Source organism: Nocardioides mesophilus, from assembly GCF_014395785.1.
Taxonomy (GTDB): Bacteria; Actinomycetota; Actinomycetes; order Propionibacteriales; family Nocardioidaceae; genus Nocardioides_B; species Nocardioides_B mesophilus.
The window spans coordinates 408025-420275 of sequence record NZ_CP060713.1 but is presented as its reverse complement, the minus strand read 5'-3'; the positions used below and the strand labels follow the sequence as shown (position 1 = coordinate 420275).

Genomic DNA, 12251 nt, shown 5'->3' with positions numbered 1-12251 from the left:
TTGGAGGAGGCGATGGGAGAAATCGTGAGCTTGCCACCGTTCCAGCTGCCGCCTGACCACACCGGCGACACCCACCCCGCGGACGCCTACCAGCGCGCCTGGAGCCTGATCGAGGGTTCCGCGCCGCTCGAGGCGATCGCGCTGCTCGACCCCGTGCTGCAGGACGCGCCGGAGGCCACCGGCCTGCGGACCCTGCGCGCCTGGGCCTACTTCAAGAGCGCCCAGCTCCGGCGGGCGGAGGCCGACCTGCACCAGCTGGTCGAGCAGTCCCCGACCGACGTCTGGGCCAGGTTCGCGCTCGGCCGGGTGCTGGAGCGCCAGTCGCGCTACGCCGAGGCACTGCCGCACCTGCGCTTGGCCGCGGTGATGTCCGGCGACGCCGAGCACGAGGCCGGGGTGCTGCGCGTCGAGCGCCGGCTCGCGGAGTCCTCGGGCTCCCTGGACGACCTCACCTGACCCGGCGCAGCAGTTCCTCGGCGCGCGCGAACTCCGCGACGACGTCGGCCACGCAGGTCTCCTCGTCGAGCAGCCCGGCACCCTGGCCGGCGTAGATCACGGCAATGTCGTAGTCCTCGCGTCGCGAGGCCTCGGCGTAGCGCTCCATCGCGTCGACGTCCGCGGCGAGCTCGTCCTCCCGCCCCACCCAGGCCTGGAAGAAGGCGTTGCGCAGGGCGCGGCCGCCGTACTCCCGCGGCCAGGCGGCGCGCTGCGCGACGTCGAAGACCCGGCCGTACGCCGTGTCCGTGTCGCCGGCCGCGACCAACCGCGCTCGCGACCCGGCCGGGAACCCGCTCTCGCGGCAGGTCAGGAACGCGGTGCCCGCCCAGGCCCCGGCAGCACCCGCGGCGAGGACCGCGGCCAGACCGCGCGCGTTCATGACCCCGCCGGCGGCCAGGACCGGCACCGTCACGACGTCGAGCACCATCTGCAGCAACGGCAGGGTGCCGACGTCGTTGCGCCCGTGGCCGCCGGCCTCGCCACCGCGGGCCACCACCAGGTCGACGCCGGCGGACTCCGCGCGCCGCGCCTCCTCCAGGTTGCCGACCTGGGTGCTCACCAGCTTGCCGGCCGCCCGGAGCCGGCGCACCGGCTCCTCGAGGGCGCCGAAGCTCACCGACACCAACGCCGCGTCGCTGTCGGCGGCGGCCTGCAGCGGCGCCGGGTCGTGCTCGAGGGCCCAGGCCATCAGGCCGATGCCGAAGGGCCTGCCGGCCGAGGCCGCCGCCCCCGCCTGCTCGGTGACCCAGTCGGCCGTCGCGCCCGGACCGACCGCCAGCATGCCCAGCGCGCCCGCCGCGGAGACGGCGGCGGCGAAGCGGCCGTCGGTGACCCGCGCCATCGGCGCCTGCACCAGCGGCACCTCGATGCCGAGCGTCGCGGTCAACCAGGTGTTCATGTCGCGATCTCCTCGGGCGGTGGGCGGGGCCGGTCAGGGAAGGGTGAGTACCTCGGCGCCGCTGTCGGTGACCAGCAGCGTGTGCTCGAACTGGGCGCTGCGGCTCTTGTCCTTGGTGACCACCGTCCAGTCGTCGGGCCACATGTCCCACTCGTGGGTGCCCAGCGTCAGCATCGGCTCGATGGTGAAGGTCATGCCCGGCTCGATCATGTCGTCGTAGTGCGGTGAGTCGTAGTGCGGCACGATCAGCCCGGAGTGGAAGGCGGTGCCGATGCCGTGGCCGGTGAAGTCGCGGACGACGCCGTACCCGAACCGCTTGGCGTAGGACTCGATCACCCGGCCGAGCACGTTGAGCCGCCGGCCCGGCCGGACCGCCTTGATCGCGCGGCGCAGGGCCTCCTCGGTGCGCTCGACCAGCAGCCGGCTCTCCTCGTCGACCTCGCCGGCGAGGAAGGTGGCGTTGGTGTCGCCGTGCACGCCGCCGAGGAACGCGGTGATGTCCACGTTGACGATGTCGCCGTCCTCGACCACCCGGCTGTCGGGGATGCCGTGGCAGATCACCTCGTTGACGCTGGTGCACAGCGACTTGGGGAAGCCGCGGTAGCCGAGCGTCGAGGGGTACGCGCCGTGGTCGCAGAGGAACTCGTGCCCGACCCGGTCCAGCTCGTCGGTGGTGACGCCGGGAGCGACGTGCTCGCCGACCAGCTGCAGCGCCTGCGCGGCCAGCCGGCCGGCGACCCGCATCCGCTCGATGGTGTCGGCGTCCTTGACCTCCGGTCCGTCGTACGGCGTCGGGGCGGGCCGGTCGACGTACTCCGGACGCTCGATGTGCGCGGGCACGACGCGCCGCGGGGAGATGGAGGCAGGAGCGATCACGGTCACGGCCCCGAGTGTAGTTTCCGGGGCACAGGGAACGATCGGCTGTGCCGCCGGGCACCCGGTCGACAGCGGAGGAGGCGTGCGATGAGTGAGCACCAGTTCTGGTTCTGCCTGAAGCACCACACGGTCGAGGGCGAGGACGGCTGCCGCAACGCCGACCGGCTGGGCCCCTACGCCACCGAGGCCGAGGCCTCGCGCGCGCTCGACAAGGTGGAGGAGCGCAACGAGGAGTGGGACCACGACCCGGACTGGAGCGACGACCAGCTCGAGGACTGAGCGCCCACTGTCAGAAGGTGTGCTCCGGGCCGGGGAAGGTGCCGGCCGCCACGTCGTCGGCGTACGCGCGGGCGGCGTCGCGCAGCACCCCGTGCAGGTCGGCGTACTGCTTGACGAACCTGGCCATCCGGCCGGTGCGCAGGCCGAACGCGTCCTGCCAGACGAGCACCTGCCCGTCGCAGGCCGGTCCGGCTCCGATCCCGATGGTGGGAATCGTCAGCTGCTTGGTCACCTGCGCGGCGAGGTCGCCGGGGACCATCTCCATCACCACCGCGAAGGCGCCGGCCTCCTCCAGGGCCCGGGCGGAGTCGACCAGGGCGGTGCCGGCGTCGCCGCGGCCCTGCACCCGGTAGCCACCGAGGGTGTGCTCGGACTGCGGGGTGAACCCGATGTGGGCCATCACCGGGATGCCGGACTCGGTGAGCTTGCGCACCTGCGGCAGCATCTCGGTGCCGCCCTCCAGCTTCACGGCGTGGGCGTTGGCCTCCTTCATGAACCGGACCGCGGTGTGGAACGCCTGCTCCGGCGAGGCCTGGTAGGAGCCGAACGGCAGGTCCGCGACCACCAGCGCCCGGTGCGCGGAGCGGGTGACGGCCCGCACCAGTGGGATCAGCTCGTCGACCGTGACCGGCAGCGAGGTCTCGTTGCCGAAGACGTTGTTGGAGGCCGAGTCGCCGACCAGCAGCACCGGGATGCCGGCCTCGTCGAAGGTCTGCGCGGCGTACTGCTCGTAGGCGGTGAGCATCGCGAACTTCTCGCCGCGCTGCTTCATCTCCCGCAGGTGGTGGGTGCGGACCCGTCGCACCGGTGCGGCCGGTGTGCTCGGACCGGTGCCGTAGGGGGCGGCCGTCTCGCTCATGCGTCCTCCGGACTGTGCTCTCGAGGCTCCCTGCTGGAGTCCCCGGACCAGCACTCAGGCTAGACCCGCGCCCCTCCGGGGGGATCTGTGTCAGTGCTCACGTGGGTTGCCTGCGGTCCGGACGCGCGAGCTCCTCGACGAGCCCCTCGAACGCCACCGCGTCGCTCTCGGTGCCCCGGTGGCGTCGGGAGAACCAGGTGGCGTACTGCGAGATCTCGTCGAGCCGCCATTCGAGGTCGAAGAGCTCCAACATGCGCGGGTCGGGCTGCACGGCGCCGTACGCCGTCTGCCACTCCACCTCCGAGGCCACCAGGCCGTCGAGGTCGCGTTCGCGCGGAGCGAGCTTCAGCGACTCCCAGTCCACCAGGTAGCGACGCGTGCCGGTGACCAGATGGTTGCCCGGGTGCGGCTCGCCGTGGGTCGGCACCCAGTTCTCCTGCTCGACCAGGGCCCGGCCGGCCAGGGCGACATAGCGAGCCGTCCATCCCCGGACCCGCGTGGCGTGCTCCGACAAGGCCTCGCGGGCCGGCTCGCCGAAGGGGCCGGTGCGCCACGGCGCGGACAGGGCCCGGTCGAGCTGGTCGGGGAACGACGCGTCGAGCAGCGGACGCCACACCGGGATGCCGCCGGGCGCTGGGCTGCGGTGCAGACGGCTGAGCAGGTCGGCCGTCTGGCGCAGCTCGGCAGCGGCCGCGAGCGTCTCGTCGCCGGACCGGCCGGTGATCCACGGTCCGACGCTCAGCGCACCCCCAGGCACCGACACCGTGATGGTTCCCGAGTGGGAGGTCAGTGGCCCCAGCACGAACTCCAGGCCGGCCGCGGAGAGTGCGCAGGCGGAGGCGTAGGCCCGCTCCAGCGACTGCCGGCTGTGCCGGCTGTGCCGGCCGCCGAGGCGGTCGAAGGTGACGAACAGCCGCCGTCGACCATGGACCGAGGCGGCCCAGTGATGAGCGCCGAAGCCGATGGGCAGGTGCTCGAGACGGTCCACCTCGGGGTCCCACTCCCGACGCACCACGTGGAGGAGGTCCGCCTCGTCGAGGTCGTCGGGGGGCTCGCGCACGAATGCCACGCTATGCAGGTCGGCACGCGACGGCATGTGGTTTCCGGAAACGGGGTGACTGGCACACTCAGCACCGTGGAGTTCACATCGGCCTACGACCAAGGGTTCGTCCGCGTCGCCGCGTGCACCATCACGACGGCCATCGCGGACCCGCACGCCAACGCGCAGGCGGTGCTCGCCGAGGCGCGGGCCTGCGCCGAGGACGGCGTCGCGGTGGCGGTCTTTCCCGAGCTCTGCCTGAGCGGCTACTCGATCGAGGACCTGTTCCTGCAGGAGGCGGTCCTCGACGCCGTCGAGGCGGCGCTGCTCGAGCTGGCCGCGGGGTCGGCGGGGCTGACCCCGGTGCTGGTGGTGGGTGCCGCGCTGCGGCACGGCAACCGGCTGCTCAACTGCGCGGTGGTCGTGCACGGCGGCCGGATCCTCGGCATCGCCCCGAAGTCCTACCTGCCGACCTACCGGGAGTTCTACGAGCGCCGCCACTTCGCCCCCGGCGACGACCGCCGCGGCGAGTCGCTGGTGCTGGGTGGGGTGCCGGTGCCGCTCGGCCCGGACCTGCTCTTCGCGGCCACCGACGTGCCTGGGCTGGTGCTGCACGTCGAGGTCTGCGAGGACATGTGGGTGCCGGTGCCGCCGAGCGCCGAGGCCGCGCTGGCCGGGGCGACGGTGCTGGCCAACCTGTCGGGCAGCCCGATCACCGTGGGTCGCGCCGAGGACCGGCGGCTGCTGGTCCGGTCGGCGTCCTCCCGCTGCCTGGCCGCCTACGTGTACGCCGCGGCCGGGCTCGGCGAGTCCAGCACCGACCTGTCCTGGGACGGCCAGGCGATGGTCTACGAGCTCGGCCAGCTGCTCGCCGAGACCGAGCGGTTCGCCGACGGGCCGCGCCGGGCGGTGGCCGACGTCGACCTGCTCCGGCTGCGCCAGGAACGGTTGCGCCAGGGCACCTTCGACGACAACCGCCGCACGCTGGCCGACCGGCAGCGGCCGCCGTTGCGGACCGTCGGCTTCGAGCTGGACCCGCCGCGCACCGACATCGGGCTGCGCCGTCCGGTCGACCGGTTCCCGTTCGTCCCCGACGACCCCGAGCGGCTCGCCCTGGACTGCTACGAGGCCTACAACATCCAGGTCTCCGCGCTCGAGCAGCGGCTGCACGCGATCGGGGACCCGAAGCTGGTGATCGGGGTCTCCGGCGGCCTGGACTCCACGCACGCGCTGATCGTGGCCGCGAAGGCGATGGACCGGCTCGGCCGGCCGCGCAGCGACATCCACGCGTTCACGCTGCCGGGCTTCGCGACCAGCGCCGGCACGAAGCGCAATGCCACCCGGCTGGCGGAGGCGCTCGGCGTCACCTTCGAGGAGATCGACATCCGGCCGGCGGCGCGGCAGATGCTCGAGGACCTCGACCACCCGTTCGCCGACGGCGAGCCGACGTACGACGTGACGTTCGAGAACGTCCAGGCCGGGCTGCGCACCGACTACCTGTTCCGGCTGGCGAACCACCGCGGCGCCATCGTGCTCGGCACCGGCGACATGTCGGAGCTGGCGCTGGGCTGGTGCACCTACGGGGTGGGCGACCAGATGTCGCACTACGGCGTCAACGGCGGCATCCCCAAGACGCTGATCCAGCACCTGATCCGGTGGGTGATCGCCACCGGCCAGCTGGAGGAGGCGGCCTCGGAGGTCCTCGAGCTGATCCTCGACCAGGAGATCTCCCCGGAGCTGGTGCCGGTGGCCGAGGGGGAGCGGCCGCAGAGCACCGAGGACGCGATCGGTCCCTACGCGCTGCAGGACTTCAACCTCTTCCACGTGCTGCGCTACGGCTTCCCGCCGAGCCGGATCGCGTTCCTCGCCCGGCACGCCTGGGCCGACGCCGACCACGGCGCCTGGCCGCCCGGCTTCGACAGCGACCGGCGCACCGCCTACGACCTGGCCACGATCCGCTGCTGGCTGGAGGTCTTCCTCAAGCGCTACTTCGCCTTCAGCCAGTTCAAGCGGTCCGCGCTGCCGAACGGCCCCAAGGTGGTGGCCGGCGGCTCGCTCTCGCCGCGCGGCGACTGGCGGGCCCCCTCCGACGGCAACGCGCGGGTGTGGCTCGAGGAGCTCGAACGCAACGTGCCGGAGTCCTGACCCGTTCACCTGCCCGAAACATGGCATCGTCAGACTGGCCCCACGCGGTCTCGCCGGGGCCTGCGTCGCTACCCAGGAGGAGACTGATGGGCAAGCAGGAGGAGTTCGTGCTCCGTGCTCTGGAGGAGCGCGACGTGCGCTTCGTCCGGCTGTGGTTCACCGACGTGCTGGGCTCGCTGAAGTCGGTGGCGGTGGCGCCCGCCGAGCTGGAGGGCGCCTTCACCGAGGGCATCGGCTTCGACGGCTCCGCGATCGAGGGGTTCGCCCGCGTCTACGAGGCCGACATGCTCGCCAAGCCGGACCCGTCGACGTTCCAGATCCTGCCGTGGCGCGGGGAGGGCCCCGCGACCGCCCGGATGTTCTGCGACATCGAGATGCCGGACGGCTCGCCGTCGTACGCCGATCCCCGCTACGTGCTCAAGCGGACGCTGTCGAAGGCGGCCGAGAACGGCTTCACCTTCTACACCCACCCCGAGATCGAGTTCTACCTGTTCAAGGACACCCCGCAGCCGGGCGTCGAGCCGGTGCCGGTGGACCGCAGCGGCTACTTCGACCACACCGCGCAGAGCATGGGCTCGGACTTCCGCCGCGAGGCGATCACGATGCTCGAGGCGATGGGCATCTCGGTCGAGTTCAGCCACCACGAGGGCGGCCCCGGCCAGCAGGAGATCGACCTGCGGTACGCCGACGCCCTCTCGACCGCGGACAACATCATGACGTTCCGCACCGTGGTCCGTGAGGTCGCGCTGTCCCAGGGCATCTGGGCGACGTTCATGCCCAAGCCGTTCACCACCCATCCCGGATCCGGCATGCACACCCACGTGTCGCTGTTCGAGGGCGACCGCAACGCGTTCTTCGAGGCCGGCTCGGAGTACCAGCTGTCCAAGACCGGACGGCAGTTCATCGCCGGGATCCTCAAGCACGCCGCGGAGATCCTGGTGGTCACCAACCAGTGGGTGAACTCCTACAAGCGGCTGATGTGGGGCGGCGAGGCGCCGTCGTACATCTGCTGGGGGCACAACAACCGGTCCGCGATGATCCGGGTGCCGATGTACAAGCCGAACAAGGGCCAGTCCACCCGCATCGAGCTGCGCACCATCGACTCCGCCTCGAACCCCTACCTCGCGTTCGCGGTGATCCTCGCCGCCGGCATGAAGGGCATCGAGGAGGGCTACGAGCTGCCCCGCGAGGCCGAGGACGACGTGTGGTCGCTGACCGAGCGGGAGCGCAAGTCGCTCGGCATCGAGCCGCTGCCGCGCAACCTCTCCGACGCGATCGCGATCGCCGAGGGCTCCGAGCTGCTCGCCGAGACCCTGGGGGAGCACGTCTTCGACTTCTTCCTGCGCAACAAGCGCAAGGAGTGGGAGGACTACCGGATCCAGGTCTCGGCCTACGAGCGGGACCTGATGCTGCCGGTCCTCTGATCTGAGTATCCGAACGGATCCGCCGCCGGGTCCGGTGCGGCCATGCTGGGGGCATGACCACCACGACCCCCGCGACCTCCGAGACCTCCGCGACCTCCACGCACCGGACCCTGGTCGGGCTGCTCGTCGCCCTGCTGCTGCTCTGCGCGGTCGGAGCCGTGCTCGGCGTGCTGGCGATCGGCTCGGACCTGCAGCAGCGGGGGGAGTTCCTCGACGGGCTGGGCGTGATGATCGGTCTGGGCCTCCTCGGGCTGGTGCTGCTGCCGGCCTCGCTGGCGCTGCTCACGCTGCGGGCGCTGCGCCGTGGCCGGCCCTCGACGTGGCTGTGGGCAACGGCCACCGGCACGGTCGGCGGCGTGTGCGTGCTGCCGTTCCTGCTGCTGTCGCCGCTGTCGTTCCCGCTGCTCGTCGTACCGGTGGCGCTGTCGCTGACCGCCTTCTGGGCCCGGACCGACTTCGTGGCCCACGCCGGGGAGGCTAGATTCGGCGCGTGAGCACGCTGCCGATCCTCGTCGTCGAGCACGAGGCCGGCTGCCCGCCCGCCTGGTTCGGCGAGTGGCTGCTGGCCGAGGGGGCGGTGCTGGACGTGCTCCGCCCGTACGCCGGGGACCGGCTGCCGGGGGACCTGTCCGGGCATGGCGGGCTGCTCGTGCTGGGCGGCTCCATGGGTGCCGACGACGACGCCGACCACCCGTGGCTCACCGACGTCAAGGGTCTGATCCGCGAGGCCGCAGCCACCGGCGTGCCCACGCTCGGGATCTGCCTGGGCCACCAGCTGGCCGCCGTCGCGCTCGGCGGCACCGTGCACGTCAACCCGCGCGGCCAGCAGATCGGGGTGCTCGACATCGGCTGGACCGACGTCGCCGCCGACGACCCGCTGACCGGGCGGCTGCCCCGGCCGTCGGGTGGCGTGCAGTGGAACAACGACGTGGTCGCCGAGCCGCCGCCGGGCACGGTGGTGCTGGCGGCCACGGCCACCGGTGAGCTGCAGGCGGCCCGCTTCGCGCCGACGGTCTGGGGCGTGCAGTGGCACCCGGAGGCCGGCGAGGAGATCGTGACTGCCTGGACCGAGGACGAGCGGGACGACGCCGCCGCCCGAGGCGTGGACCTCGACGCCTACGTCCGCGACGTCGCGAGGGCCACCGACCGGCTCCGGGAGACCTGGGCCCAGCTCGCGGCCGGCTTCGTCGACCTCCTCGACGCCGACGCCCGGGCCGTGTCGTGAGCGTGCCCCGGGCCACCACCCGGGCCGGCCGGCTGGCCCGGCTGGGCTTCACCGACGCCGAGGCGGTCGGCGCCGACCTCGACCGGCTCGGCGCCCGCGCCGACGAGCTGCTGCACCTGGCCGCGACCAGCGCCGACCCCGACCAGGCGGTCGCCTACCTGGCCGACCTCGCCGACCGGGTCGAGGACCGCGACCGACTCCTCGAGGCGCTCGCCGACGACGAGGGTGCCGCGATGCGGCTCTTCTCCGTGCTCGGCGCCAGCTCCGCGCTCGGCGACCACCTGCTGCGCCACCCCGACCAGTGGCAGGAGCTCAACGACCCGCTGCTCGGCTCGACCCGGCCGCCGGCGCTGACGCTGCAGGCGGCCCTGCTCCGCGCGGTCGGCGCGGACCCGGCGCTGTCGGAGCCGGTCGCGACGCTGCCCGACTCCGAGGCCGTGGACGCGCTGCGGGTGGAGTACCGCCGGCTGCTGCTGCGGCTGGTCAGCCGTGACCTCTCGCACGGTGCCGGCGTCGACGACGTCGCGGCCGAGCTCTCCGACCTGGCGGCCGGCACGTTGGAGGCGGCGCTGGCGGTGGCCCGGGCCAGGCTCGGGGAGCCGTCGCAGTCGGCGCGGCTGGCGGTGATCGCGATGGGCAAGTGCGGCGGTCACGAGCTGAACTACGTCAGCGACGTCGACGTCGTCTTCGTGGTCGCAGCCGCGGAGGGCCACGACGAGCACGAGGCGGTCCGGGCCGGCACCACTCTGGCGGCCAACCTGATGCGGATCTGCTCCGACCACACCGCCGAGGGCACCATCTGGCCCGTCGACGCGGCGCTGCGCCCGGAGGGCCGGACCGGACCTCTGGTGCGCACCGTGAACAGCCACCTCGGCTACTACGAGAAGTGGGCCAAGACCTGGGAGTTCCAGGCGCTGCTGAAGGCCCGACCGGTGGCCGGGGACGCCCGGCTCGGCCGGGAGTACGTCGACACGATCACCCCGCTGGTGTGGATGGCCTGCGAGCGGGAGGGGTTCGTCACCGAGGTGCAGGCGATGCGCCGCCGGGTGATCGAGCACATTCCCGCCGCCCACGCCGGCCGGCAGATCAAGCTCGGCTCCGGCGGCCTGCGCGACGTCGAGTTCGCCGTGCAGCTGCTGCAGATGGTGCACGGCCGCGCGGACGAGACGATCCGGGCCGGTGCCACGCTGAGCGCGCTGACGCTGCTGACCCGGGGCGGCTACGTGGGCCGCGACGACGGGGCCGCCCTGGATGCGGCGTACCGGTTCCTGCGCTCGCTCGAGCACCGGATGCAGCTGGCCCAGCTGCGGCGCACGCACGTGCTGCCCACCGACGAGGTCGACCTGCGCCGGCTGGGCCGGTCGATGGGCTACCACAAGGACCCGGTGGCCGAGCTGGACCGGCAGTGGCGCCGGCACAGCCAGGAGGTCCGGCGGCTGCACGAGAAGCTGTTCTACCGGCCGCTGCTCGCCGCCGTCGCGAAGCTTCCCGACGGCGAGGTGCGGCTCTCGCCGGAGTCCGCGCGCCAGCGGCTGGCCGCGCTCGGGTACGCCGACCCGGCCGCCGCGCTGCGCCACCTCGAGGCGCTGACCAGCGGGCTGTCCCGCACCGCCAGCATCCAGCGCACGTTGCTGCCGGCGATGCTGGAGTGGTTCGCCGACGCGCCGAACCCCGACGCCGGGCTGCTCGGCTTCCGGCAGATCTCCGACGCGCTCGGCTCGACGCACTGGTACCTCAAGACGCTGCGCGACGAGGGTCAGGTCGCCCAGCGACTGGCGGTGGTGCTCGCCTCCAGCCGCTACGCCACCGACCTGCTGCAGCGGGCGCCGGAGGGGGTCCGGATCCTCGCCCAGCCGGACGGCCTGGCGCCGCTCGGGCGGGCAGCGCTCGAGAAGGAGGCGGTGGCCGCCGGCACCCGGCAGCAGGACCCGGTGGAGGGGATCACCGCGGTCCGGGCGATCCGGCGCCGCGAGCTGTTCCGGGTGGCGGTCGCGGACCTGCTCGGCGAGCTGGACGAGGCCGAGGTCGGCGTCGCGCTGACCGACGTCACCGCGGCCACCCTGGAGGCGGCGTTGGCGGTGGCCCGGCAGGCGGTGGAGGCCGAGCGCCGGGAGCCGCTGCCGACCCGGCTGGCGATCGTGGCGATGGGCCGCTTCGGCGGCTTCGAGCTGGGCTACGCCAGCGACGCCGACGTGATGTTCGTCCACGAGCCGCTCGAGGACGCGCCCGCGCAGGAGGCGGCCCGCGCCGCCCACGACGTGGCCAACGAGCTGCGCCGGTTGCTGAAGCTGCCCGGCACCGACCCCGCGCTCGACATCGACGCCGACCTGCGCCCGGAGGGCAGGCAGGGGCCGCTGGTGCGGACCCTGGACTCCTACGCCGCCTACTACGCCAAGTGGTCCGCGCTCTGGGAGGCGCAGGCGCTGCTGCGGGCCACCGCGCTGGTCGGCGACCGGGACCTGTGCGCCCGGTTCACCGCGCTGATCGACCCGCTCCGGTTCCCCGCCGCCGGGCTCGGGGACCGCGAGGTGCAGGAGGTCCGCCGGATCAAGGCCCGGGTGGACGCCGAGCGGCTGCCCCGCGGCGCCGACCCGGCCACGCACCTCAAGCTCGGCCGCGGTGGGCTCGCCGACGTCGAGTGGACCGTGCAGCTGCTGCAGATGCGGCACGCCGGTCGGGTCGAGGGTCTGCGCACCACCCGGACGCTGGCCGCGCTGCACGCGGCGGTGGAGGCGGGGCTGCTCACCGAGCCGGACGCGGAGGCGCTGGAGGAGGCCTGGCGGCTGGCCAGCGGCCTGCGCAACGCGATCGTCCAGGTGCGTGGCCGGCCGGCGGACTCGCTGCCGCACGACGCCCGGGAGCGCGCCGCGGTGGCGCACATCCGCGGCTACGGGCCGGGGGAGTCCGACGCCCTGCTCAACGACTATCTCCGGGTCACCCGGCACGCGCGTCAGGTCGTCGACCGGGTCTTCTGGGAGTAGAAGTCCGCTCCGGCCACTTAGGCCTCC

The 12251-nt window shown here is 73.3% G+C and carries 11 protein-coding genes; 7 read left to right on the top strand and 4 right to left on the bottom strand.

Annotated features, from left to right (window positions below; genetic code table 11):
* Positions 1-24: 24 nt before the first annotated feature.
* Positions 25-456 (top strand): tetratricopeptide repeat protein, encoded by a 432-nt coding sequence (locus H9L09_RS01905; protein WP_223164177.1) that lies wholly within the window; start codon positions 25-27, stop codon positions 454-456.
* Here the strand turns inward: H9L09_RS01905 and H9L09_RS01900 are convergent.
* Positions 449-1396: an NAD(P)H-dependent flavin oxidoreductase gene (locus H9L09_RS01900; RefSeq protein WP_187579106.1), complete on the bottom strand. Its 948-nt coding sequence runs from the start codon at positions 1394-1396 to the stop codon at positions 449-451. The two genes, H9L09_RS01905 and H9L09_RS01900, sit on opposite strands and share 8 nt — an antisense overlap.
* 33 nt (positions 1397-1429) lie before the next feature.
* Positions 1430-2278, bottom strand: coding sequence for a type I methionyl aminopeptidase (map, locus tag H9L09_RS01895; RefSeq protein ID WP_223164176.1), 849 nt, complete (start codon positions 2276-2278; stop codon positions 1430-1432).
* Between the two features lie 81 nt (positions 2279-2359).
* Here map and H9L09_RS01890 point away from each other — a divergent pair, with 81 nt between their 5' ends.
* Positions 2360-2551 carry a hypothetical protein gene (locus tag H9L09_RS01890; RefSeq protein ID WP_187579105.1) on the top strand — a complete coding sequence of 64 codons (192 nt, stop codon included), beginning with the start codon at positions 2360-2362 and terminating at the stop codon, positions 2549-2551.
* A gap of 10 nt (positions 2552-2561) precedes the next feature.
* Here the strand turns inward: H9L09_RS01890 and panB are convergent, their stop codons facing one another.
* Positions 2562-3410: a 3-methyl-2-oxobutanoate hydroxymethyltransferase gene (gene panB, locus H9L09_RS01885; protein WP_187579104.1), complete on the bottom strand. Its 849-nt coding sequence runs from the start codon at positions 3408-3410 to the stop codon at positions 2562-2564.
* A 97-nt stretch (positions 3411-3507) separates the two neighbouring features.
* The gene (locus H9L09_RS01880; RefSeq protein ID WP_187579103.1) at positions 3508-4470 is read right to left on the bottom strand and encodes a phosphotransferase family protein; all 963 of its coding nucleotides are present in this window, start codon (positions 4468-4470) and stop codon (positions 3508-3510) included.
* A gap of 75 nt (positions 4471-4545) precedes the next feature.
* Here H9L09_RS01880 and H9L09_RS01875 point away from each other — a divergent pair, with 75 nt between their 5' ends.
* The 5 genes from H9L09_RS01875 (at position 4546) to H9L09_RS01855 (ending at position 12224) form a co-directional block, all read left to right on the top strand.
* On the top strand, positions 4546-6594 hold the full coding sequence (locus H9L09_RS01875; RefSeq protein WP_187579102.1) for an NAD(+) synthase: 2049 nt from the start codon (positions 4546-4548) through the stop codon (positions 6592-6594).
* 86 nt (positions 6595-6680) lie between these two features.
* Positions 6681-8018, top strand: a complete 1338-nt coding sequence (locus H9L09_RS01870) for a glutamine synthetase family protein (protein WP_187579101.1) — start codon at positions 6681-6683, stop codon at positions 8016-8018.
* A gap of 53 nt (positions 8019-8071) precedes the next feature.
* Positions 8072-8512, top strand: a complete 441-nt coding sequence (locus tag H9L09_RS01865; RefSeq protein WP_187579100.1) for a hypothetical protein — start codon at positions 8072-8074, stop codon at positions 8510-8512.
* On the top strand, positions 8509-9243 hold the full coding sequence (locus H9L09_RS01860; protein ID WP_187579099.1) for a type 1 glutamine amidotransferase: 735 nt from the start codon (positions 8509-8511) through the stop codon (positions 9241-9243). The genes H9L09_RS01865 and H9L09_RS01860 overlap by 4 nt, the downstream gene beginning before the upstream one ends.
* Positions 9240-12224 (top strand): bifunctional [glutamine synthetase] adenylyltransferase/[glutamine synthetase]-adenylyl-L-tyrosine phosphorylase, encoded by a 2985-nt coding sequence (locus H9L09_RS01855; protein WP_425491705.1) that lies wholly within the window; start codon positions 9240-9242, stop codon positions 12222-12224. The genes H9L09_RS01860 and H9L09_RS01855 overlap by 4 nt, the downstream gene beginning before the upstream one ends.
* The last annotated feature ends 27 nt before the right edge of the window (positions 12225-12251 follow it).

Coding starts and splice junctions, on each gene's coding strand:
- H9L09_RS01900 (WP_187579106.1), bottom strand. CDS start 1,396: ATGAACACCTGGTTGACCGCGACGCTCGGCATCGAGGTGCCGCTGGTG.
- H9L09_RS01890 (WP_187579105.1), top strand. CDS start 2,360: ATGAGTGAGCACCAGTTCTGGTTCTGCCTGAAGCACCACACGGTCGAG.
- panB (WP_187579104.1), bottom strand. CDS start 3,410: ATGAGCGAGACGGCCGCCCCCTACGGCACCGGTCCGAGCACACCGGCC.
- H9L09_RS01870 (WP_187579101.1), top strand. CDS start 6,681: ATGGGCAAGCAGGAGGAGTTCGTGCTCCGTGCTCTGGAGGAGCGCGAC.
- H9L09_RS01865 (WP_187579100.1), top strand. CDS start 8,072: ATGACCACCACGACCCCCGCGACCTCCGAGACCTCCGCGACCTCCACG.